This is a genomic window from Micromonospora sp. ATA51 (assembly GCF_016802855.1).
In the GTDB taxonomy this organism is placed as follows: Bacteria; Actinomycetota; Actinomycetes; order Mycobacteriales; family Micromonosporaceae; genus Micromonospora; species Micromonospora sicca.
The window spans coordinates 1-21,607 of record NZ_JAEVHJ010000093.1 but is presented as its reverse complement, the minus strand read 5'-3'; the positions used below and the strand labels follow the sequence as shown (position 1 = coordinate 21,607).

Here is a 21,607-nt window from a genome sequence, read left to right as displayed (position 1 = left end):
GTGCGCGGCTGGACGGAGCTGGACGCGAAGGCACCGCCGGCGCCGCGCCTCGCCGTGCCGCCGCCCCCGCGGCTGACCCGGGTGCAGCGGCGGACGCTGCGGTTCCGCGCCTGGACGTGGCGGCTGCTGCTCGGCGGGTGGTTCGCGCTGATGGCGCTGGCGGTGTGGGCCGGGCTGCGGTGGGTCGGCCCGGCGTCGCTGGGCTGCCCGGCGGTGATGCTGGCGGCGCTGCTGGTGCTGGCCTGGTTGGCGGCCGTCGACCTGCGCCAGCGCGAAGCCGAGATGCGGGCCGGGGACTGACCGATGCTGCTGGCGTACCCGGACCCGGCGCTGATGACCGACGCCGAGCTGGCCGCGTACCTGCGCGAGGTGTCGGAGGTCCAGGGCCTCGTCCGGTACGACTGGCCCCGGCACGCCCGGCCGGAGCAGATGGAGCCAGCCTGGTACCGGATCTGGATGCTGCTGGCCGGGCGTGGCTTCGGCAAGACCCGCACCGGCGCGGAGACGGTGCGCAAGTGGGCCGGGACGAAGGCGGGCGGGCACTACGCGGTGATCGCGAAGACGTACCGCGAGGTGTTCAACGTCTGCTTCACTGCGCGGCGTGCCGGGCTGCTGGCGGTGATCCCGCCGAAGGAGGTGCGGACGTTCAACAAGAGCGAGCCGTACCTGGAGCTGACCAACGGGGCGATCATCCGCGGGTTCGGCGCGCAGGACCCGGACGTGCTGCGCGGCTACGACTTCGACGGCTGCTGGCTCGACGAGTACGCGGCCTGGCCGGTGCAGACCGCGCAGGGCGTGTTCGACATGCTGTGGTTCTGCATGCGCGAGGCGGCGAGCCCGCGCATGGTCATCAGCACGACGCCGAAGCCGCTGCCGCACGTGAAGAAGCTGCTGGCCCGGTCGAAGAAGCAGCGGGCCCGCAGCCGCCGGCCCCGGGTCGTGGTGACCCGCGGCGGACGCTGGACAACGCGGACAACCTCAGCCCGGAGGCGCTGGAGGAGCTGCTGGAGCAGTACGGCGGCACCCGGCTGGGCCGGCAGGAGCTGGACGCCGAGCTGCTGTCCGACGTCGACGGCGCGCTGTGGAAGTCGGCGTGGATCGAGGCCGGCCGGGTCGACAAGGAGGACGTGCCGCCGCTGGTGCGGACCGTGGTCAGCGTCGACCCGGCGGACACGGTGTCGGAGACGAGCGACGAGACGGGCATCGTCGCGGTCGGCCGAGGCGAGGACGGCGAGCACTACGTCCTGGCGGACCGCAGCATGAAGATCGCCGGCATGGCGGCGGCCCGCCGGATCTGGCAGTGCTACCTGGACGTCGACGCGAACGTGGTGGTCTACGAGGGGTCATCGGCGTGGCTGCGGGACATCCTCGTCGACGCGTGGGTGGCCATGCAGAAGGAGGGCCTGCTGCCCGGCGGTGACCGCCGCTGGACGTGGTGCAGGCCCGCGCGAGCAAGCGGGTGCGCGCCGAGCCGGTGGCCGCCCGGTACGAGGTCGACCCGCCGAGGGTGCACCACGTGGGGACGTTCCCGGCGCTGGAGGACCAGCTGACGACCTGGACGCCGGAGTCCGGCGACAGCCCGGACCGGCTGGACGCCCTCGTGCACGGCGTGACGTACCTGCGGTCGAAGGAGTCACGGCGGGCGGTGGTGGCGTCGCCGCTGCGGGCCAAAAGCGCAGGTCAGGGCGGTTCCTGATTGGACGGTGGATGATCTTGAATGATACAATGTTTATGTACGGCCCCCGCCGTACCTCCGTGTTCACGTGGAAGAGGAGACGCCGGAAGTGACAGCAGCAGTGAAGACGCGGCCCCGGGGCAAGAAGGCCCCGTACCTCGCGCACATCGACCCGCGGGAGCTGATCGCGCACCCGAGCAACCTGCGGACCCAGCTCGGCGACCTGACCGAGCTGCGCGCCTCGATCGCGGCGACCGGCGTTCTGCAGGCGCTGACCGTCGTGCCCGAGGACGGCGGCCTGCGCATCGTCGCCGGGCACCGCCGGGCGGCGGCGGCCGTCGAGGCGCTGGAAGCCGGCGAGTGGCCGGACGGGGCGCCGCTGACGGTGCCGTGCCTGGTGCGGCCCGACATGGAGGGCCTGGCCCCCGCGCAGGTCGTCGCGATGCTGGTGGAGAACGACCAGCGCGCCGACCTGACCGAGAGCGAGCGGGCGGCCGGGTACGCGCAGCTGGAGCTGTTCGGCCTGGACGTCGGCGAGATCGCCCGGCGGACCGGCCGGACGCAGAAGCACGTCACCGCGGCGTTGAAGCTGACGAAGCTCGGCGAGGTGGCCACCGGCGCGGCCGACGCCGGCAAGCTGACCCTGGAGGACGTCGCCGAGCTGGAGCAGTTCGAGGACGACCCGAAGGCGATGGAGCGGATCCTCAAGGGCGTCGAGAGCGGCTGGGGCGTCCGGCACCGCGTGCAGGAGGAGAAGCGCAAGCGGGAGGACAAGAGCGCGACCGAGACGCTGACCGAGGAGCTGACGTCGGCCGGCGTCCGGGTGTTGAAGAAGCCGAAGGACTGGCCGTGGAACTGCGCGGCGGCGAAGGTCGAGGAGCTGCTGGACGCCGACGGCCAGCCGCTCGACGTCGAGGTGGTCAAGACGCTGGAGGGGTTCGGCGCGATCATCGAGGGCTCGTACGGGAACATGCGCGCCGTCATCGTGTGCGAGGACCCCGACGCCCACGGGTACAAGCGGACGAAGTTCACGCAGTACAAGAGCCCCGCGCAGAAGGTCGCCGAGGAGCTGGCGAAGCGCGAAGCCGAGGAGCGGCGGCAGAAGCTGCGCGACGCCGGTGAGGTGCGGTCCCGGTTCCTCGTCGAGAAGTGGGGCAGCGCGAAGGGCGCGAAGGCCCTGCTGGTCGAAGCGATGCGCGCCGCCGTGGTGATGCCGAGCTTCTACGACCGGGCCGAGGACGACCTGGTGACGGCGCTGGCCGGGGGCGACCCGCGCGACGGGCAGACGGCCGGCATCGACCGGCTGAACCGACTGCTGGTCGCCCGGTTCGTCGCCGCGCACGAGGCGAACACGGCCGTCGTGGCGAACGGTCGGTACTCCAACCGGGGGCACCTGGTGCTGCCGTGGCTGAACCGGCTGATCGCCGAGGGCTACGAGCTGTCGGAGGCCGAGAAGACCTGGCACGCCGAGCTGGTCGAGGAGGCGGCCGAGCGGCAGCGGGCGATGGAGGAGGAAGAGGCCGAGGCCCTGGCGTACGAGGCCGAGCTGGAGGCCGAGGAAGCCGGCGACGGCGAGGACGGCGACGGGCCGGCGGTCGTCGACGCGCACCTGCCCGAGCACGACGTCGAGCCCCAGCCGACGGCGGCCGTCGACCCGGACCCGTGCCCGGAGGCCGACCTGGACGCGGGCGAGCCCGAGCCCGCGGCCGAGAGCAGCGAGTGAACCCGACCCCGACGGGTCAGCCGGAGGCGCGCGCCGAGCTGGTGCGCGCCTCGGCGCAGGCCCGACCGACAGCATGGAGAAGCGAGTGGACGAGGAGCTGCTGCGCGGCACCTGCCCGGCGTGCCTGGTGGCGATCGGCGAAGAGCACGCCGACGACTGCGACGTGGCCGAGTGCCTGGCCACCGGCCGCAAGCGCATGTGGTGCCGGGCGCAGCGCGACGCCTCCGGGCACGATTGCGGCCGCGCGGACTGGACGGGCCGGTGGCCGGGCCACGGGGAGGCGGCCGAGTTCGGCTGGCACGTGCGTTGGGACGTGGAGGCGCGGCGGTTCGTGCGGTGCGCTCCGGACGTGGAGGGCTCCGGGCCGGACCTGTCGCGGCTGTACGAGCACGCGCGGTGGGACCGGGAGGCGCGGCGGTGGATCCGGCGCCGGGCGGTGCTGTTCTCCCGGGCGGTGTGCGGCGGCCGGGCCACCCTGGAGGAGCTGACGAAGGCGGCGCAGCGCTGGTGCGCCGAGCAGGGCTACGAGGTGGTCGGCGAGCACGTCGGCACCCGCGGCTGGCGGGAGGCTGTCGCCGACCTCGACGAGGGCGTGGCAGACCTGGTGGTGGTGCCGTCGGTGGAGCGGCTGGGGTTCGGCAAGCAGGTGTTCGAGAGGATCGCGGCCGTGTGCCGGGCCGGCGGCGACGTGCGCGGCCCCGGCGTGCGGATTGACGCGGACGGCAAGGTCGTCGCCGTGGCGACGGCCGAGCAGATGTAAGGAAGGCCCGAGTGGAACGACAGAAGCGGCTGATGCTGGCGTGCCCGCCGACGAACATCAACGAGCTGCTGGAGGGCATGGGCGTCCCGCCGTTCGTGCCGACGGTCGACCACACGCTGACGCAGTGCGTGGACTGCCGCGCGGATGTGTGGATCGGCCCGAACCAGCGGGCGGCGGCGAGCCGCGCCCCGCAGACGTGCCTGGTGCTGTGCATGGCGTGCGCGCTGGCCGAGCAGCACAAGCGCGGCGGGGGTGTCGTCGGGCACCTCGGCGGCGGAAACGGTCGACCGCGGCTGCCGGGCTAGCCCGCTGATCGGACCAACGCAGGGGCTAGTCCGCTGAGCGGACCAACCGGGGCGGGTCAAGGCGACGTGGCCCGCCCCTTGCGTGTGTCGCAGTCCGCGCCGACCCGTGGCTCCACCTGCACGTCCGGGCACATGCGGCAGCGGATGACCAGGTGCCCGCCGCAGCGACACGGCCACCAGTCCCGCACCGGCGTGATCACCGAGCCCCCGGCGTAGCCGTGCCCGTTGTGGCACTCGTCCGGCTGGTCGCCGACCAGCTGGCGGACCGGCCGGTACGGGAACGCGTCCACATGCGGGTCGGGGCGGCCCGCTCGAAGTCGACCGTCGCCGCGCTCGGCGCAGGGCCACCCCGCCTCTCGCGAGCAGCGCCGCACATCGAAAAACGCCCTCTGGAAAACACCCTCCTGGCGGCCACACAGTTCGGCTACTCCTAGTAGAGCTATGTGGTCGGCAAGGGGGGATTCACCATCAAGATCGAATTCGTGCGGCGGGCCTTTCGATGCGGCACGCTTGGCCCGTCGCCGAAAGACGGCGAAGGCCCGCGCCGCCGGTGACCCTGGAAAAGCTCCGGCAGGCGGGCCCGCACCAATTACTACCTTCTCGGAGCGTGACACATGTGGGGCGGTCCTGACCACCCTCTGCCGCTGGTCCTGCTGATCCTGGCGGTCCCGATCTCGCTGGTCACCGCCGCAGTTGTGGTGATCGCGGTGCTGGCCCTGACGGCCCGCTCGGCGTCGACCCGACGGCACTGCCTGCAGGTGCTGCAGGCGCTGACCCGGTTCGCGCGGGTGCTGCGGAGCCGCGGGTGAGCGCGCCGCATCTGGGCGACGGCGCGCAGAGCACCGGCGAGGAGAGCATCAGTTCCCGGATCGCGCGGCTGGCCCGGATGCGGGAGGCGCTCGACGGCGAGGATCGGAAGGTGCTGCTGGCCGACGCGGTCGGCGAGCGCCTGGCGCACCTGTGGCGCACCGGCGGCCGCGACGACGCTACCGCGATGGGCCGGCGGCCGACGCACGTGCGGGTTCGGACGGGCTTCATCTACGCCCGCCCCGGCGACACCCACGAGCCGGTCGTGCCGCGGCTGCTGCGCACCCAGGGGCTGCAACTGCGCCTGGAGTTGCTGCTGCTGTTCGACGCCCAGTTCCGCTACGGGACCTCCACGGCGGTGCGTAACCCGCGCAACATCGTGCGCCGGGCCGACGACACGTACCCCGGATGGCGGGAACTGGCGCTCACCGACGTACGCCCGGCGGGGAACAAAGGCCGCGGTGGCCGCCCTCCGAGGTCGACGGCGATGCTCCGGCAGCGGCAGATCACCGAGGCGCTGGCGGGCATCGAGAACTTGCACCTGGTGCGCATCCCGCGCCAGCCGGGCGGGAACCGCCGCTACCGCGACTTCCAGCTGCTGTCGGAGGTCTCCAGCAGCGAGGCGCCGGACTACACCGTGCCGGCTAAGGGCATACGCATTCCCCGGGAGTTCTTCACCAGCCTGTGGGTGTGGGTGCTGTCCGACGCGGAGATCGCCACGTATCTGATGCTGCTGACGATGCGCGCCCACCGCCGCCGCCGGCACGAGCAGGGCGGCGTGTTCGTCACCTCCGGGTCCCGGGAGGAAATATTCGGCCTGCACCGCGCCACGTGGCGTTCGGCAGACATGCTGTACCGGCTACGGTTGGTCGATCGGCTGCCCAGCATCGGCCGCAACTTCCGCACCGGAAAGATCGGCGACCCGGGCCAGCACGGCAAGGACGCCCGCAAACCGGTCGTGCGATACAAGATCAACGACGCGGCGCTGCAGTCCAACGCCTTGAGCACAGCGTGGCAGGTGCTGACCGACCCGACTGAAAAGGACCTGATCCGCCGCGACCGCGGTCCGCTGGCCGAGCAGGCACCCGACTCGCTGATCGACGCCATGTGACGTGCCCGCCGGCCGGGACCGGGTTCAGCGTTCGCCGATAGGTGACTGTCGTGCCCCCGCGGGCTTCTTTGCCTACGAGGTGGCCCGACCCAGGGGACATCAGTAACCCGTCCGGGCGGTATGACCGTTCCGGCCATCCGTCGGCCGTGTGTGGTTTTCGGGAGCTGGCTGCGGTCGCTCACGCGCGGTCAGAGCGGTTCGGGGGTGGAGCAGGTGGCGAAGCTCAGCCAGTGCCCTTGGTCGTCGGTGGGCCCGGTGCAGGTCTGCCGCTCCACCCGACCCGATCCGTAGTGGTCGGCCCGGGCGTCGGTGATCACTTCGACCCGGCCGTCGGCCCCGGCGAGGTAGCTGGTGGTGATCGGGTCGCCCTCCACGGTGGGTGCCGTGATCAGCAGCCGGGCGGGTGTGTGGTCGTGAACCGCGTCAAGGAAGCAGCGCAGCGACGCGGGCGGAGGGGTGTCGCCCTGGCCCAGACTGACCGCGCCGCAGTCCTGCCTACCTGCATGCGTGGTGGGCACGAACGGTGCCGGCGGCGGACCGGTCCTCGGCGGCGGATGCACGCTGGCGCAGCCCGTGAGCGTCGGTACGCAGAGCACCAGCGCGACGCTGAGGAGCGTGAGATTCCGAAGCCGCATGTCGATCGGACGGCACCGGGCACCCCGCCGGTTCCGTCAGCCGGTCGCGGGCGGGGTGGGCAGCGCGTCGACGACCACCAGGCTGGTCCCCGCGGGCACCTCGTCGAGGAGTTGCCGTTGGGCGCTGCGGGTCAGCCGGATGCAGCCGTTGGTGGCGTCCTCGCCGAGGGTGTCGTCGTTGTGCCAGCTGTGCAGGCCGATGTGGGCGCCGCGCGGGCCGGTCGGCACCGCGTCCGGGTCGTCCGGCACCGCGCCGAGGGCGAAGACGTCCACGCCGCCGTAGATCGCCTCGGGCGGGGGTGTGCGGCCCAGGATGAAGGTCCGCCCGAGCGGGGTGGCCTGCCTGGGCAGCCCGAGGCTGACCTGCCAGGAGCGCACGCCGGCGGTCGCGAACCAGGGCAGTCGGTGCGACCGGCGTTCCACCACGATCTAATCGCGCAGTGGGACGGTGGTCCGGCCGCCGGGCGGCCGCCAGGCGAGGCGGCGGTTCGCCGAGGGTAGCAGCACCGCCACCCAGCCGACCCGCCGCTCGACGACGGGCGTGGCCAGTCGGCACGAAGGGCTGGCGGGAGGCCGCCGCCGACGTCGACGAGGGCGTGGCCGACCTGATGGTGGTGCCGTCGGTGGCGCAGCTGCGCCCGGGGCTAGTCCGCTGAGCGGACCAACCGGGGCGGGTCAAGGCGACGTGGCCCGCCCCTTGCGTGTGTCGCAGTCCGCGCCGACCCGTGGCTCCACCTGCACGTCCGGGCACATGCGGCAGCGGATGACCAGGTGCCCGCCGCAGCGACACGGCCACCAGTCCCGCACCGGCGTGGTCGCCGAGCCGCCGGCGTAGCCGTGCCCGTTGCGGCACTCGTCCGGTTCCTCGCCCACCAACTCGCGGGTCGACCGATACGGGAAGGCGACCACATGCGCGTCGGCGCGGGCCCCCTCGATCAGGCGGCGCAGGTCGGCGGGGGAGTCGACGACGCGCTCGACGACGGTCACGCCGGCGGGCGAAGTGTCCGCCCGGTCCCAGCGGATGGTGATGTGCCAGCGCGTTCGCCACTCCATGCCCGCGAGGCTAATCGAACACACGTACTAAGACGTGCGAGATCGGAAGATGGCGGCCGGGCCGACCGATGTGACTGAGCAGCCAAAACCAGGGCGACGGGCGAGTCGACCTGTACGGCGGCCTCTAAACGGGCCGCCCGGTTCTCGCGACACAGGCGGGTTGCGTGCGGCGCTTAGACTTGATTAGGACGTGCCCCGCAGGTGGGGGAGGCGTGGGTTCAAATCCCACACGACGTACAGGCGGTGGCCGGGCTGATCCTTGCCCTCACCCTGGTTCGCCTCGTTCATGACCAGAACAAGGTGGCTCCGGGGGAGCAGAAGGAGGAAGCCATGACCAGTCGAAAAGAGTCCCTGAGGTCGAGGTTCCGACAGCTGGTAGCAGCGATGACCGAGACAGTCTGGGCGTACGGGGTTGGGGTAGCGGCAGCCCGTCCCCTGCCTGTGGGGCACGTCCTAAGGTATGGCGGCGCAGGCCTACCGCCGTTACGCAGGCAGTGACCGCGGCCGGGCGAGCTGGTGCGTCCTTCGCCTGGGATCGCGGCTTCGGCGATGAGCCGGCCGTGGCCGGAATGCGGGCGCGAGTAAAGGCGTGCGACGAAGCGTTGCGGCTGTACGGGGAGAGGCGTCCTGGCGGGGAGGCGGCCGTCGATCGCCCGTTCTGACTCAGCAGTGACCGCTTGCCAGCGTTGGCGGTCGACCATAGCGGGGTGGTGAACCTCAGCCCGCGCTCAATGGCACTCGATGTCACCCGATCGGCGGCAGATAGGTACTTCGTGCGTCTGCCCCCTGGCCCTGCTTGTCACTGTCCGCTCGGCCGGAAACTTGCTGCCGCGGTGGGCTTCGTCGAACGCTCTCGCACACGCTTCGCCAAGATGTGAGCGTGGCTGAAATCGTCGTTAGGTAACCGCAGGCCCGCACGGACCTCTTACCGCATGGCGCTGCGCAGCACCTCCGCCGTGTACGGCAGGTACCGCCCGTCGAGCAGCAGCCCGCGCAGCAGCCTGCCGAGCAACCGTTCGACGACGGCGTGAGTTGAGCTGGTCAGTTCCGCAGTATCCGCGGTCGTGGTCGTCTCGTACACGTCGGTGTCGTAACGGTCCCGTAGGTCCAGGTCCATGCCCCGGGTCGCCTCCTGCGGCACCGCGTCCTGCAGGCCCTCAACGCGCACGCCAATCTGCCACTGCCCTTGATAGGTATTCCAAAGCTGGCCTGCCAGTTCCCGACCAGGGGTTCCAGGACCTGGGTGGGATCTCCTGATCTAGGCAGGCAGCCGCACAAGGCATGGGTAAGGGCGATGTCCACGCTTTCATGCATTCGTCATGCCTGATCTGCGCCCGGAGCCCGCTCCCGCTGCCTGACGATGTCGGGGGAGGGACGGGACATGAGTGGCGCTCGCGGTCGGGGCGGATGGGGCTGGAGAGGGTGAGCCCGGCCTGGCGGTGGGAGACGTCGCCCGGTGGGCCGGTGCTACGCCGGCCTGTCGCCCCGATGCTGGCCGCGCCGGTCGACTCGGTGCCTGTGGGTCCGAACCTGGCCTATGAACCGAAGTGGGATGGGTGGCGGGCCTTGGCCTTTCGGGGAGCCTCGGACGTCTACTTGCAGTCGCGCGCCGGCAGGAATCTGACGCCGTACTTCCCGGACATCACGAGGGCGGTCCGTGCCTTCGTCCCGCCCGGTGCGGTGCTCGACGGGGAACTGGTGGTCTGGGAGCGGGGACGGACGAACTTCGCCCTGCTGCAGCGGCGGGTCATCGCCGGCCGACAGTTGCTGCGCGAGGCTCGTGAGCACCCGGCCTACTACGTCACCTTTGACCTCCTCGTCGACGCTGGCGGGGAGCCGGTGCTCGACGCGCCGCTGGTCGAGCGTCGGGCCCGGCTGGTGCGGCTGCTCGCCGGCGCCCCGCCGCAGCTGGCGGTCACCCCGCAGAGCGTCGACGTCATCGAGGTCAGCGAATGGCTGACGACGTGGACCGCGGCGGGTGTGGAAGGCGTTGTGATCAAGCGGCTCGACAGCCGTTATGAGCCTGGCCGGCGAGGATGGGTGAAGTTCCGGGCCCGCGCCACCACGGAGGCCATCATCGGCGGCGTCATCGGCAGCATCCGCAACCCCGACACCGCTCTGCTCGGCCGATTCGACCGGCGCGGTCGGCTGCGGTACACCGGCCGCACGCACCTGCTGGCCACGCCTCAGCGCCAGGAGCTGGCAAGGCTGCTGTCCCCGCCACGCCCAACCGACCGCGGTGTTGTCATTCACCCCTGGCCTGATCCGCTGCCCGCCACATGGTCCGGCCAGTTCGAGCGACCCGAGCCGCTGCGCTACGCCCAGGTCGAGCCGACCGTCGTGGCCGAGATTGAGGTGGACACGGCCTACGAGCACCACCGGTGGCGCCACCGCGTCCGGTACGCGCGCGCCAGGCCGGACCTGTCGGTGTACGACGTGCCGCTGATACTCGACGAAGGCGAAGATCCCTTCGCCGACTACCCGCGCAGCGCCTGACTGAGCTCACCCAAACGCATGGAGGCTGTCGCCAAGGAGGCGGTGAAGAAGCGACCGGCGCAGCGCGACCTCCGTGCGCGGTGGGCGGTATTGGTCAAGGACCTGTTCTCCACCTTAAGCGGCGCGCTGCACGACGACGAGGTGACGAAGACCTTCGAGTACAGCCGCGCTGACGGCGTGGCGCTCGTCACCGCGGTGGCCGGGATGCTCAACCGGATGGCCGGGGACCGGGGCTGCTGGGGCTGACGGCGGTCGGCCCAGGGGTTCGGGCGAGAAGTCGGCGAGGCGGCCCCCACATCGATCCCGGTGCGGGGGCCGCCTTGCATCAGCGGATCAGCTCGTCAAACCGGTCGAGAGCCGTGTACCCGGCGAGCCCGATGACCAAGGTCGTTGCGTGTTCCGGCTGGTAGCTGCCGTAGTAGGCGATGGCCACGGCGATCGCGGCCAGGACCAGCTTGCGCAGCGGCACTGACGGCTCGCCGTTACCCCTGCCTGGCCTTTTAGATGACCTAGTTTGTAAGGTTGACACCGACGTGCTCCTTCTTGCCTTGGGCGGCATGTGGGAACTGCGTTCTGACGGGCACCCGGCTGCTACCGGGTGCCCGTCGTTTGTGCCGGAGTCGGTCGACCACGGCACGTCGTCCGGGTCCGCAAAGTGGGTCCACGCACTGTGTCCCCGTTGATCGTCACCGGACTCCTAGGACTGTAGTGGCGTGGCGTGACAAGCCGCGAGCATAGGGCCGGGCGAAAATTTTATCGGCAATCCGGCGGAGTTCAGATGTCCCCGAGAGAGGCCCGATAGTTCTGGTCCGCGAGGCGGACTAGGCCAGAGCGGCGCCTTGCCCGGCCCAGTCAGTCCCGCGGCGTCGCACCCCAGGTCGATCGCCGGCTCGACCCGGATGTCTCCCCAGCCGCGGCACCAGACGACCAGGTGCCCGCGGCAGCGGTACGGCCACCAGTCCCGCACTGTAGCGCGGTAGCGGGCGGGCCAAGGCCCCGTCGTGGCCGGCCTCGGCTAGGCCCGTCGTCGGCGCTGTACTGGTGGTGCCTTTATCAGCTGACCCTGCATCGCCTCGTAGGCCGGAAACAGGATCCGCATCCGATCCGTGACGGTGGACGGCCGTCCTCGAGAACTGAAGGCTCGGTCGACAGCGAGGTCGATGACGCGATGAGCGGCGAGGATGTCGCTTGGAGTTGAGAGCGGGTTGTACAGGTCCGCCAATGACGAGCCCGGGTGCTTCTCGCGCGCGGCAATTAGGGCCTTGCCGGCGGTGATGATGCGCTGGCGTTGGTCGGTGGTCAGGTGGGGCAGCGGGAACGTGTTGTAGACGATTGGCCCGGAGAACCGGAGGTCGCTCTTGATCCGGCCGCCGATCGTGCGGAGCCACGCCATGAACATTGCCGACGACAGGACCGGGAAGAGGAAACCGTCCGGGTCCACGACGGTGAACAGCGCATCCGAAGCGATGACGTCCGGCGACTCGTAGGCAACGGTGAACCATTGCCGGTTCTCCGAAACATGCCTCGGGATGGCGATGTAGGGCACAGTGGGCTGCGGGATGCGGAAGAACCGCCACGGGCGTGATGCGAGCTTTCGGGTGTCAGCGGCGGTGCTGTCGGTGCGGAACTGCTTCACGGCTGCGAGCCGGTTCCGCAGCCACTCCGAGTGCTTCACCGCGTGAGCGTCGGGGGCCTCCATCCAGATGCAGAACCGTTTCTCGCCATGAATGAGGTCATGTGCACCGACGAAGGGGCGTAGGTACTGGGTAGCGGGGTCGTCGGCCGGGGGCAGTTCGTCAGGCTCGACGATGAGGTGGCCGCCGTCGCTGGGCTTGTTCCCGTATTGCACGGGCGGAAGCGACGGCGAGATGGGTGTGGTCGATGATTCCACGATCACGTCAGGGGCGTCGAGCAGGTACGGGTTGATGTGGCTGGCGGGTTCGGCTACAGGGTCGCCATTTAGATCTGGGTAGTCGTAGATGACACAACGGGACTCTTGGTCGGCCGCGGAGAAACCAATGATGACAACGTGGACGACGGCCCTGCCGCGTGCCTCCGACGTCCATGCGAAGGTCCGGTGTGCGAAGTCAATTTTCATGCTTTTTTCGAGCATCGTCCGCCACACCCGGGCCACTTGCTCGCCTTGGGCCACGGAGTTGGTTGAGACGAAGGCGGCTCTGGCTCCGGACGCTGAGATGTAGTCGGCGGCGAGGCGGTACCAGCCGGTCACGTAGTCAAGCCAGCGAGCGAAACCTGCCCCCCAGACGTGGTGCATGTCAGCCGTCTGATCAGCGGCCCTCGTCTTTTGGCCAGCGAAGGGGGGATTGCCGAACAGATAGTCGCAGTCCTCGGCCGGCAGTAGGGCGTTCCAGTCATCGCGCAGGGCGTTGCCGATGTGGATGTGCGGCGAGGCGGGGATCGGAAAACGGATGTAGTGTTCGCCGAACTCGAGTGAGACGCGTCGGTTTTCAAGATGGTCGATTAGGTAGAGAGCGGTGCGAGCGATGCGCGCCGGGAACTCCTCGATTTCGATACCGTAGAAATGATCGACTCTCACCTTGCACAGAAAGTCGAGGCTAACCGCCCGCTGCCCGATGTTCTTCTGCTTCCGGGCGAGCAGGCGGAGGCATTCTGTTTCCAAACGGCGAATCTCGCGGTAGGCGATGACAAGGAAGTTCCCGCATCCACATGCCGGATCGAAGAACGTGAGGTTGGCGATCTTGTCGTGGAAGGCTCGCAGCTTGGGTTGAGTGGTAGCTGCCGCGAGTTCGGCCTCAAGGTCGTCCAGGAACAGTGGGCGGATGGTGCGGAGGATGTTCTGTTCGGACGTGTAATGGGCGCCGAGCTGACGCCGCTCGCGCTTCGTCATCACGTTCTGAAACAGCGATCCGAAGATCGCCGGCGAGATGGCCGACCAGTCGAACGTACAGGCTGACAGCAGCGCGCGGCGTACCTCGGGGTTGCCCGAGACGGCCCACAGGTCGTTGGCGAACAGGTCACCGTTGATGTACGTGAACTGGGCGAGGTCCTCGTCGAGGTTTCGGGGCCGCTTTTCGGGCGCCGTGTTCAGCACCCTGAAGACCCGAGAGATCACGTCGCCCAGGTCGTGTCCGTCCGGGGCTGTGTGAAGAGCCAGGTAGGAGTGGAAGGCCGCCCGATCCCACACGCCTGCGTCGTCAGCGAATAGGCAGAAGAGGATGCGTGTGACCCACTCCCGCGCGTCGGCGGATGGGTATCCAGACGCGAGCAAAGCGTCGTACACGTCAGCGAGTAGCTGTGTCGCCGTTAGGTTGGCGGCAACCTCATCGCCATAGTCTCGATGCTCAATCTGATAGCCGGCCAGCCACCAGAACAGCTCCAGATGGTCGGGGAACTGCTCCAACGTGAACGACCCGGACGCCCCCGTGTCGAGGTTCTTCCACTTGAATCGGGCGAAATCGGAGACGACGAGTAGCCATGGGTGTTCTGCTGGCGGGAGCGACGGCAGGTAGTCGATGAGCTGGCCCATCGCCTTATCCATCGACTGCCCGGCGGACTTGTGTTCCACCCCCATCTGTCCGGGGAGCAGCAGGTCAAGCCAGCCGTGACGACCCGTGGACGATCGCTTGGCGATGGCCTCGTAGGTGGCGACCTGCCGGCGCTGGACCCCGAAGACGTTGAAGAATGCATCCCAGAACGGCTGCTTGTCCGACTGCTCGGAAGTCGCTCCAGCCCATGACTTGGCGAACGCTCGTGCTCGCCGACGGATCTCCGCCTTCTCTAGTGTCACGATGGCGTCGCGGCCGAGTGAGCCGCTTCCGGAGATCTTCGTGGTCATGGTCACTGGGGAACCATATCGCCCGTCACGGATTAGCTCGGTGGGCCGACCGGTGTGTTCGAGGCTCACAAACGGGCGGTCCGAAGAGCCGGTCATGGCGGTTCCGTCAGCGGCCTCCCCTGTACGCCCCAGCCCTCATTCCGGACCGGCTCTACCCGCACACCTCGGGAGGCGCGGCAGCGGAGGACCAGGTGCCCGCCGCAGCGGCACGGCCACCAGTCGCGCACCAGCGTGGTCACCGAGCCGCCGGCGTAGCCGTAGCCGTTGTGGCACTCCTGCGGCTCGTCGCCGACCAGCTCGCGGACCGGCCGGTACGGGAGAGCGACCACGTGCGGGTCGGCGAGGGCCCGCTCGACCAGGCGGCGCAGGTCGGCGGGGGAGTCGACCATGGCTCGACCAACGGTGGCGCGGCGGGCAAGTTCCCGGTCTCGTCCCGGTGCATCGGGATGTGCCAGCGCGTGCGCCATTCCATGATCCGGGGGCGAGTGCCAGCATCGCACCCGCCCCTCCGCAGTCCCCGGTGGCCCTCATTAGGGTGTACGCGCCACAGTGGAGCGGCTAGCCCCCAGAGAGACGGTGAGCCCATGATCTCGATTGAACTCGGCAACGACGACCGGCTGTACGTGCAGGCCGTGCAGCACATGCTGCGTCTTTACCCCGGCGTCGGGGGCGCGCACATCAGCCTGCGCTTCGAGGTCAGCCGACAGAACGACGCGCCGACCGCATCTCCGTTCAAGGTGTCGTCGCTGCTGTACCTGTGTGGCGTGTCGGGCCAGGAGCAGAGGCTGCTGGGCGCGCTGGAGGTGGAGCAGCCCGTGAGCCCGCAAGTGCGGTCCAGCCAGTTGGAACTGGTCGGGTTCGTCAGCGACGAACAGCTGCGCGTCGTCGAGGAGGTGCGCCGGGGCGAAGACGTACACCTGTACGCCAACCTTACAGTGACCTCGGTCGTGGGTGACCCGCCCATCCTGCAGGTGAAGAGCGGCGGCGGCCGCTTCCACATCGGCGCCGGCGAGTGGTTGAAGCAGCTGGAGCAGGTGGACGCTGGCACGTTCATCGAGGTGCTGGTGCCGGTGATCGGCGGGGCGGACTTCGCGATCGCGACGGAGGAGCTACGGAAGGCTAGGACCCTGCTGCGGCAGAACAACATCGAGGGCGCGCTGCTCGCCGCCCGCAAGGCGCTGGAGCCGATCCGCAAAGCCGAGCGGACGGCGGCCGTCCAGCGGAAGGCGCTCGAGCGGGAGAAGGCCAATCCGGAGCGGCTCGTGGAGGAGAAGCGGACGCTGCCCGAGCGGTTTGCGTTCATCGTGGAGGACCTGGCCCGCACGCTCTCCGGTGCGATGCACAAGGACCAGGTGACCAAGACGTTCGAGTACACCCGGGGGGACGCCGTGATGCTGGTCGCGGCGACGGCGGGGGTGCTCGTCCGCGTGGCCGAGCAGCGGCGATGGAACTCGGCCGCCACGGGATAACGTGGTCGGCCTCGACCTCCGGTTCGACACGTGCCGAAGCTCGGCCCGTACTACCCGAGGTCCCAAGAGATCAGAGGGCGCGACCGGGTCATAACGATGACCTGGTCGCGCCCTCTACTCTCGGCTGGACCTACTCGTCGTCGTCCGCGTCCAGACCCATCGCCTCGCAGAGCACGTTGATGGCTGCGCGACGAGATGGGAAGCTGTTGCGCGTACCGTATCCGCCGTTGCCCGACCCGCTCGGCGTGACGATGCCCTTGGCCATCCAGATCGGGTTGTCCCAGGCGAAGAAGTCGTCCTCGTCCTTGGCGGCGATGGCCTTGAACGCCACCTCCGGGTCCACGTGGTCGGTGTACATCTTCGACATCGCGCCGACGAGCCCGTAGATCACTACGGCGCTGGTCGCGATGGTGTTCTTCCGCTGGGCCTGACGCGCCGGCGTCGAGAGCTTGCCGTACTCCGGGCGGACCTTGACCAGGGAGTCCCAGGCGCTGATCAGCCAGCTGGACTGCGCTTCGACGTCGGCTTGGGTGACGGGGCCGCCCTTCCAGGAGGTCTCGATCGCCCTGCTGATGGTGTTATAGGCGGTCAGCTTGTGGGAGCTGGCCGACACGGAGTTGGACAGGACCTCGATGTTGTCCTGGCCGAGGTGCTCGCTGCCGTTGACGAGCCGGCGGGCGAGCTCCTGCTCCTTGGTCTCGGAGTAGGCGTACTTCGCGGTGGAGTCGTTGACCTTGTCGCCTCGGGTGTTGTAGATGGTGGCGACCTTCTTCGCGAGCGCGTCGTCGAGCATCCAGATCCGTACCTGGAAGCGGGTGCTGAGGTCGAAGCTCCCGAGCGGGTTGTCCGCGGCGGCGAGGATCGCCTTGATCCGTGAGAGAGAGTCGACCGCGCAGTCGAGCACACCGGAGTTGATGGTCAAGTTCTGCTGCCCGGTCTCGTCGTCGAACCAGACCTCGTAGTCGGACTTGGTCGGGTCGAGCCTGACCGAGATGTTGCCGATGATCGCCTCGTTGGCGAGCAGCTCGGTGGTCCACTTGTTGACTTTGATCTTGGTCTTGCCCATGAGCCGCTTGCCCTCCATGTGGGCAGGGCGGATGTTGCCGGTGAGTGAGAGCAGCCCGCTCTTGTGCAGGTCCACGAGGTAATTCGCGGTCATCTGGCACTCGATGTGTTCGCCACCGGCGTCATCGACCTGAGCGACGTTGAGGATCTCCAGCGGGTGGGTGAGACCTTGGGTTTCTTCGGCGACCGCCACGTTCGTCTCCTTGGTGTGGACGCCCTGGCGACGCCCGCCGGCTGAGCATACGCAGACTACGTGTGCGTGGCAACAGCTACGTGTGCTTGCAGTGCGCTACGTGCGTTCCCTGAACTATACGTGTCCCGGTGGCGTGTCGGTGTGGGCCCGGTCGACCAGGCGTCGCGGCTCGGCCGGGGGCCGACGACGCGGCCGACGAGGTCACCCCGGAGGCGTTGCGCTCAGGGTCGTTCGGCGGAACCATCCGGTCGTTGATAGGACCGTTTCGCATGTGCGCGACCCCCGATCGGCTTTGGCGCCGGCGTCGCAGTCCGCGCCGACCGGGGGGCTCCACCTCGCGTCCGGGCACCTGCGGCAGCGGATGACCAGGTGCCCGCCGTAGCGGCACGGCCACCAGTCGCGCATGGGGGTGGTCGCCGAGCCGCCGGCGTGGCGTGGCCTTCGTGGCACTCCTGCGGCTCGTCGCCGACCAGCTCGCGGACCGGCCGGTACGGGAAGGCGACCACGTGCGGGTCGGCGCGTGCCGGGTCGACAGGCGGCGCAGCTTTGCGGTGGAGTCGACGACGCTCACGACCACGGTCACGCCGGCGGGCGAGCTCTGGGCCCGGTCCCACTGGATCGTGATGTCCCATCGGGTACGCCACTCCACGTCCCACAGAGCTACTCGCAAAGGCGTTCGATCCTGTCGGACCTGCCCGCGATACTGGCTGGATGTCCAGTGAGATCAATGTGACGTACAGGATTGCCCGCGCCTTGCCGGCCGCTCAGCAGGCCACCTGGCGGACCTTGCTCGCGGAATTCACCGCGGAGGTGCCCAGCCCGGAGAAGGTTGAGGTGATCATCACCGACGAGTACGAGAAGGTGGCCGGCGAGTACGCGGTCCAGGAGCCCGACCGCATGAACTCCACGATGACTGCCGACCAGTACCGCGCCGACAGGGCCGATGGGGCCCGGGCTGCGGCGAAGACCTGCGCCCTGGCCGACGGCAGGATCGTCGTGGTGGTCGGCAGCTCGACGCTGGCATGCGGCCTGCCGACGGCGAGGCAGTGCGTGCTGCACGAGGCCCAGCACGTGCGCCTGCAACAGCATGGCGACGTGGCCCACGCCGTGCACCGCCGGGCGCCCTTCGAGCTGCCCAGTGGTTTCACTTGGGAGTACGTGTGGTTCGCGGAGAACACCATCGACGAATTCCGGTGCGAGCGGACGGTGCACGAGCGGGGGTGGACATCCCGCAGCAACCTGAACACGGCGGTCGACTTCGCCCTCGTGGCCGATGTGCTCCAAAAGGTACGTGCGAAGCACCACCGGACCGGCGACCTGATGGACACCTACCACGGGGCGATGCCCGCTCTGCTGCGCGCGTCGACCGTCCTCGGCTACGGGGCCGCCGGCCTGGTTACCGGCGTCATCCGGCCCGGCGACTGGATCCAGGCCCCGGCGATGGGCAGATTCCTAGACCTGCTGGAGGGCCTTCCCGGTACCGATCGAGTCTTGCCGCGCGAGGACATCGCCGCTGCGTCGCTGGAGGTGGCGAAGCGCCTCCGCCAGTTGTTTAACGAGATGGGCTTCGACTACCGCGAGACGCCGGATGGGTTCTGGCTGAGCGTGGCCTGACCCCTCGGAGGTTCGCCGGGCTACCCGGCGGGCCGCCTCAATGCTTCTGTCCCGCCGCGATGGCATTGCCTATGCTCATAGTCGTGACGGGGCTGATCGAGATCGTGGTGGTGCTGTTCGCTGTCTCACGGGCGACCAGGCTGATCGTCGCCGACGAGATCACCCGGCGACCCCGGGAAGCGGTCGTGAAGCGGCTGCCCGACGGCAGCCCGTTCGCCTACCTCCTGTTCTGCCGCTGGTGCCTGTCGGTGTGGATCGCCGCGCCGGCTGCCGCCGGCTGGTGGCATCTCTCCGACGGCCCCCGCTGGTCGGGCTACTGGTGGGTCGACGTGCCCACCGTCGCGCTGGCCCTGTCGTACGCGACCGGCCTGCTGGTGCGCGCCGAGCCCGGGGAGTAGTGCATGGCGTGGTGGGGCACGAAGCCCAACGTCGACAGCGAGGTCGGAAAGGCCACCGCCGTCGTCGCCTCGGCGGCGAAGATGCGCTACGAGTCCAGCGGCAGCCTGCGCAGGGTCACCAAGCAGGAGTGGCAGAACGAGGCGTGGCGGCACTACGAGCAGTGCGGCGAGCTGGCGTACCTGGTCGACCTCATCGCGAAGGCGATGGGCCGCGCTCGGCTGTACATCACGCAGGTCGACGATCAGGGCCGGCCGGTCGAGACACCCGACCAGGCGCCGGCCGGCGTCAACGAGACGTTCCTCGGCGGCCCCGGCCAGCAGGGCGAGCTGCTGCACGACGCAGGAATCCAGCTCGGCGTACCCGGCGAGTGCTACCTGATCGGCGAGCCGGAGAAGGACGAGGACGGCAACGCCACCGACCGGGAGCGATGGTTCATCGCCTCGAATGAGGAGCTGCAGGAGCGCGCCGGGAAGTACGTGCTCGACCAGGGCGACGGGCCGCGCGAGCTGGAGGCCGACGAGACGGTCATCGTGCGGATCTGGGCGCCGTCGCCGCGTAAGCACGCCCTGCCGAAGTCGCAGGTGCAGGCCAACCGGCGGGTGCTGCGGCTGATCGAGCGGTTGACGCAGTACGTCCAGTCGCAGATCGACTCCCGGCTCGCGGGCGCGGGCATCCTGCTGCTGCCGAACGAGCTGTCGTTCGCCGCCGCCGAGCAGGAGGAGGACGCCGAGGACGGGGTGACGTCGTTCCTGGCGACGCTGACCGAGGCGATGACCACCGCGGTGAAGGACCGCGACTCGGTGGCAGCCCTCGTCCCGATCGTGGTGCAGGGCCCCGCCGAGCACCTGGAGAAGGCCCGGCTGCTCAGCTTCGCCACCGAGCTGTCGGCAACGGTGCCGTCGATGCTGGACGGCGCGATCCGGCGGCTGGCCCTCGGCCTGGACGCCCCGCCGGAGATGCTGCTCGGCATGACGCAGGCGAACCATTGGGGCGCCTGGATGACCGACGAGGCGACGATTAAGTACCACGTCGAGTCGAAGCTGGAGCTGTTCTGCGCGGCGCTGACCCAGCAGATGCTGTGGCCGGCGCTGGAGGGTGCGCCCGGCGTTGCCGACGCGAAGCGGTGGATCGTCTGGTACGACACGTCGGAGCTGACGCAGACCCCGGACAAGGGCGCGGACGCGAAGGACCTGTACGGCCTCGGCGAGCTGTCCGGTGACGCGCTGCGCCGCGAGACCGGCTTCGGCGACGGCGACAAGCCGACCGACGAGGAGCGGGAGCTGCGCCGACTGCTGGAGATCATCCGGACGGTGCCGGCCGCCGGGCCGCTGCTGGTGCAGCGCTGCTGGAGGTTGCCGGGGTGACCGTCGACGTCGACCCGGAGGCGTTGAAGCCGGCCCCGCAGCCGGCCGAGCTGCCGGCCGGCGAGCCGCCGGCCGAGGACGAGGAGCCGACGACGGAGGAGCCGCCCGACGGCGACACCGAGGACCGCGGCCCGCCCGAGAAGAACGCGATCGCCGCCGCGGCTGCCGGCCAGCTGGCCGACCCGTTCGTGGCCGCGTGCGAGGTCCTGGCGCTACGGGCGCTGGAGATCGCCGGGAAGCGGGTCGTCGGCCGGGAACGGTACCGGCACGCCGACTTGAAGGCGTGGGAGTACCACACGGTGCGGCAGTCCACACCGACGTCGGTGCCCCGGCTGCTGCAGGGCGCGTGGACGGCGGTGCCGGCGGTCGCCACCCGGCTCGGCGTCGACGCGGAGCAGCTGACGGCCGCCCTGAGCGCGTACGTCGGCGGGCTGCTGGTCACCGGGACGCGGCACGACGTCGCCGAGCTGCGGGAACATCTGGCCGGCACCGTGGCCGGGGAGCTGTTGCCGGCGTGAGCACGACGACCGCCCCCGCCCCCGACCTGGTGCAGGCGCACGGCTTCGCGTGCCGCCGCTCCGGGCGCGGCAAGGGCTGCGAGCTGCTGCGGTGGACGACGTGCCGCACCTGCGGGTGGTGGGGGGACCTGTGGGAGGGCGACCAGCCGCCGCTGACCGACGCCGGCCACGTCTGCGACCCGGCCGACCTGGAGCGGCGCAACCGCCTACGGAGGAGGACCGATGGCTGACCCGGAGAGCGTGACCCTGCCCCAGCTGCGCGCGGCGTTCGCGCCGCTGGGGATCTCCCTGGACCTGGACTTCGTGCGGCTGGAGCTGGCCGACGACAAGCTGACGATCCACCGGCTGGTGCGGACCCCGGGCGGGCTGCCCGCCTGCCGGGCCGAGGGCGGCGTGCAGTGCGAGGCGACCGCCGTGCAGGTCGTCGACGAGCTGCCGGCCGTGGCCGAGGCCGAAGCCGAGCCGGCGGGAGGGTGAGCCGTGGCTGACCGGCCGGACCCGTGGCTGCCGCTACGCCTCGACCGGGAGCGCGGGTGATCGCCGCCGAGAAGCGCGTCGTGCGGGGCGGCCCGGGCCGCCCTGCGCGCTTTGGCTGCGCGACGC

At 69.9% G+C, this 21,607-nt stretch carries 26 protein-coding genes; 17 read left to right on the top strand and 9 right to left on the bottom strand.

Features of this window, described 5'->3' with window-relative positions; genetic code table 11:
- From JNW87_RS16610 to JNW87_RS16585, 6 genes are all read left to right on the top strand, one after another.
- A partial coding sequence (locus JNW87_RS16610; protein ID WP_238453989.1) for a hypothetical protein occupies window positions 1–300 on the top strand: 300 nt, incomplete at its 5' end.
- Between the two features lie 3 nt (window positions 301–303).
- Entirely contained in the window at window positions 304–1,263 is a 960-nt protein-coding gene (locus tag JNW87_RS16605) for a terminase large subunit domain-containing protein (RefSeq protein ID WP_238453988.1), read from the top strand.
- A gap of 169 nt (window positions 1,264–1,432) precedes the next feature.
- Window positions 1,433–1,696, top strand: coding sequence for a hypothetical protein (locus JNW87_RS16600; RefSeq protein ID WP_238453987.1), 264 nt, complete (start codon window positions 1,433–1,435; stop codon window positions 1,694–1,696).
- A gap of 88 nt (window positions 1,697–1,784) precedes the next feature.
- Window positions 1,785–3,398, top strand: coding sequence for a ParB N-terminal domain-containing protein (locus JNW87_RS16595; RefSeq protein ID WP_238453986.1), 1,614 nt, complete (start codon window positions 1,785–1,787; stop codon window positions 3,396–3,398).
- A gap of 73 nt (window positions 3,399–3,471) precedes the next feature.
- Window positions 3,472–4,158, top strand: coding sequence for a hypothetical protein (locus JNW87_RS16590; RefSeq protein WP_238453985.1), 687 nt, complete (start codon window positions 3,472–3,474; stop codon window positions 4,156–4,158).
- Window positions 4,159–4,169: 11 nt separating this feature from the next.
- Window positions 4,170–4,463, top strand: a complete 294-nt coding sequence (locus JNW87_RS16585; protein WP_238453984.1) for a hypothetical protein — start codon at window positions 4,170–4,172, stop codon at window positions 4,461–4,463.
- A gap of 56 nt (window positions 4,464–4,519) precedes the next feature.
- On the opposite strand, the gene JNW87_RS16580 is transcribed toward JNW87_RS16585, so the two are convergent.
- Window positions 4,520–4,753 (bottom strand): hypothetical protein, encoded by a 234-nt coding sequence (locus JNW87_RS16580; RefSeq protein WP_238453983.1) that lies wholly within the window; start codon window positions 4,751–4,753, stop codon window positions 4,520–4,522.
- A 324-nt stretch (window positions 4,754–5,077) separates the two neighbouring features.
- Between JNW87_RS16580 and JNW87_RS16575 the strand changes: the two genes are divergently transcribed.
- Entirely contained in the window at window positions 5,078–5,272 is a 195-nt protein-coding gene (locus tag JNW87_RS16575; RefSeq protein ID WP_238453982.1) for a hypothetical protein, read from the top strand.
- A complete protein-coding gene (locus tag JNW87_RS16570) occupies window positions 5,269–6,381 on the top strand; it encodes a hypothetical protein (RefSeq protein WP_238453981.1) in 1,113 nt (370 codons plus the stop codon). Before JNW87_RS16575 ends, JNW87_RS16570 begins: the two co-directional genes overlap by 4 nt.
- 188 nt (window positions 6,382–6,569) lie before the next feature.
- Here JNW87_RS16570 and JNW87_RS16565 read toward each other — a convergent pair whose 3' ends face one another.
- The 4 genes from JNW87_RS16565 to JNW87_RS16550 form a co-directional block, all read right to left on the bottom strand.
- Window positions 6,570–7,016, bottom strand: coding sequence for a DUF4362 domain-containing protein (locus JNW87_RS16565; protein WP_238453980.1), 447 nt, complete (start codon window positions 7,014–7,016; stop codon window positions 6,570–6,572).
- 36 nt (window positions 7,017–7,052) lie between these two features.
- On the bottom strand, window positions 7,053–7,442 hold the full coding sequence (locus tag JNW87_RS16560; RefSeq protein WP_238453979.1) for a L,D-transpeptidase: 390 nt from the start codon (window positions 7,440–7,442) through the stop codon (window positions 7,053–7,055).
- Between the two features lie 249 nt (window positions 7,443–7,691).
- Complete coding sequence (locus JNW87_RS16555) at window positions 7,692–8,069, bottom strand: hypothetical protein (RefSeq protein WP_238453978.1); 378 nt, start codon at window positions 8,067–8,069, stop codon at window positions 7,692–7,694.
- Window positions 8,070–8,994: 925 nt separating this feature from the next.
- Window positions 8,995–9,237: a hypothetical protein gene (locus tag JNW87_RS16550; RefSeq protein ID WP_238453977.1), complete on the bottom strand. Its 243-nt coding sequence runs from the start codon at window positions 9,235–9,237 to the stop codon at window positions 8,995–8,997.
- A 320-nt stretch (window positions 9,238–9,557) separates the two neighbouring features.
- Between JNW87_RS16550 and JNW87_RS16545 the strand changes: the two genes are divergently transcribed.
- Window positions 9,558–10,565 carry an ATP-dependent DNA ligase gene (locus JNW87_RS16545; RefSeq protein ID WP_238453976.1) on the top strand — a complete coding sequence of 336 codons (1,008 nt, stop codon included), beginning with the start codon at window positions 9,558–9,560 and terminating at the stop codon, window positions 10,563–10,565.
- An 18-nt stretch (window positions 10,566–10,583) separates the two neighbouring features.
- Window positions 10,584–10,811, top strand: coding sequence for a hypothetical protein (locus JNW87_RS16540; protein ID WP_238453975.1), 228 nt, complete (start codon window positions 10,584–10,586; stop codon window positions 10,809–10,811).
- Between the two features lie 79 nt (window positions 10,812–10,890).
- Here JNW87_RS16540 and JNW87_RS16535 read toward each other — a convergent pair whose 3' ends face one another.
- The 3 genes from JNW87_RS16535 to JNW87_RS16525 all read right to left on the bottom strand — a co-directional run bounded on the left by JNW87_RS16535 (window position 10,891) and on the right by JNW87_RS16525 (window position 14,771).
- Window positions 10,891–11,034: a hypothetical protein gene (locus JNW87_RS16535; protein ID WP_238453974.1), complete on the bottom strand. Its 144-nt coding sequence runs from the start codon at window positions 11,032–11,034 to the stop codon at window positions 10,891–10,893.
- A 546-nt stretch (window positions 11,035–11,580) separates the two neighbouring features.
- Window positions 11,581–14,382: a DNA methyltransferase gene (locus tag JNW87_RS16530; RefSeq protein WP_238453990.1), complete on the bottom strand. Its 2,802-nt coding sequence runs from the start codon at window positions 14,380–14,382 to the stop codon at window positions 11,581–11,583.
- 92 nt (window positions 14,383–14,474) lie between these two features.
- The gene (locus JNW87_RS16525) at window positions 14,475–14,771 is read right to left on the bottom strand and encodes a hypothetical protein (protein WP_238453973.1); all 297 of its coding nucleotides are present in this window, start codon (window positions 14,769–14,771) and stop codon (window positions 14,475–14,477) included.
- Between the two features lie 195 nt (window positions 14,772–14,966).
- Here JNW87_RS16525 and JNW87_RS16520 point away from each other — a divergent pair, with 195 nt between their 5' ends.
- Complete coding sequence (locus tag JNW87_RS16520) at window positions 14,967–15,851, top strand: hypothetical protein (protein WP_238453972.1); 885 nt, start codon at window positions 14,967–14,969, stop codon at window positions 15,849–15,851.
- A 130-nt stretch (window positions 15,852–15,981) separates the two neighbouring features.
- On the opposite strand, the gene JNW87_RS40680 is transcribed toward JNW87_RS16520, so the two are convergent.
- Window positions 15,982–17,109, bottom strand: a complete 1,128-nt coding sequence (locus JNW87_RS40680) for a DNA sulfur modification protein DndB (RefSeq protein WP_238453971.1) — start codon at window positions 17,107–17,109, stop codon at window positions 15,982–15,984.
- Between the two features lie 711 nt (window positions 17,110–17,820).
- Here JNW87_RS40680 and JNW87_RS16510 point away from each other — a divergent pair.
- The 6 genes from JNW87_RS16510 (at window position 17,821) to JNW87_RS16485 (ending at window position 21,481) form a co-directional block, all read left to right on the top strand.
- On the top strand, window positions 17,821–18,723 hold the full coding sequence (locus JNW87_RS16510) for a hypothetical protein (RefSeq protein ID WP_238453970.1): 903 nt from the start codon (window positions 17,821–17,823) through the stop codon (window positions 18,721–18,723).
- 83 nt (window positions 18,724–18,806) lie between these two features.
- Window positions 18,807–19,121: a DUF1360 domain-containing protein gene (locus tag JNW87_RS16505; RefSeq protein ID WP_238453969.1), complete on the top strand. Its 315-nt coding sequence runs from the start codon at window positions 18,807–18,809 to the stop codon at window positions 19,119–19,121.
- 3 nt (window positions 19,122–19,124) lie between these two features.
- Window positions 19,125–20,486 carry a hypothetical protein gene (locus tag JNW87_RS16500; protein ID WP_238453968.1) on the top strand — a complete coding sequence of 454 codons (1,362 nt, stop codon included), beginning with the start codon at window positions 19,125–19,127 and terminating at the stop codon, window positions 20,484–20,486.
- Entirely contained in the window at window positions 20,483–21,004 is a 522-nt protein-coding gene (locus tag JNW87_RS16495) for a hypothetical protein (protein ID WP_238453967.1), read from the top strand. The genes JNW87_RS16500 and JNW87_RS16495 overlap by 4 nt, the downstream gene beginning before the upstream one ends.
- Window positions 21,001–21,234 carry a hypothetical protein gene (locus JNW87_RS16490; RefSeq protein ID WP_238453966.1) on the top strand — a complete coding sequence of 78 codons (234 nt, stop codon included), beginning with the start codon at window positions 21,001–21,003 and terminating at the stop codon, window positions 21,232–21,234. Before JNW87_RS16495 ends, JNW87_RS16490 begins: the two co-directional genes overlap by 4 nt.
- Window positions 21,227–21,481 carry a hypothetical protein gene (locus tag JNW87_RS16485; protein WP_238453965.1) on the top strand — a complete coding sequence of 85 codons (255 nt, stop codon included), beginning with the start codon at window positions 21,227–21,229 and terminating at the stop codon, window positions 21,479–21,481. Before JNW87_RS16490 ends, JNW87_RS16485 begins: the two co-directional genes overlap by 8 nt.
- The last annotated feature ends 126 nt before the right edge of the window (window positions 21,482–21,607 follow it).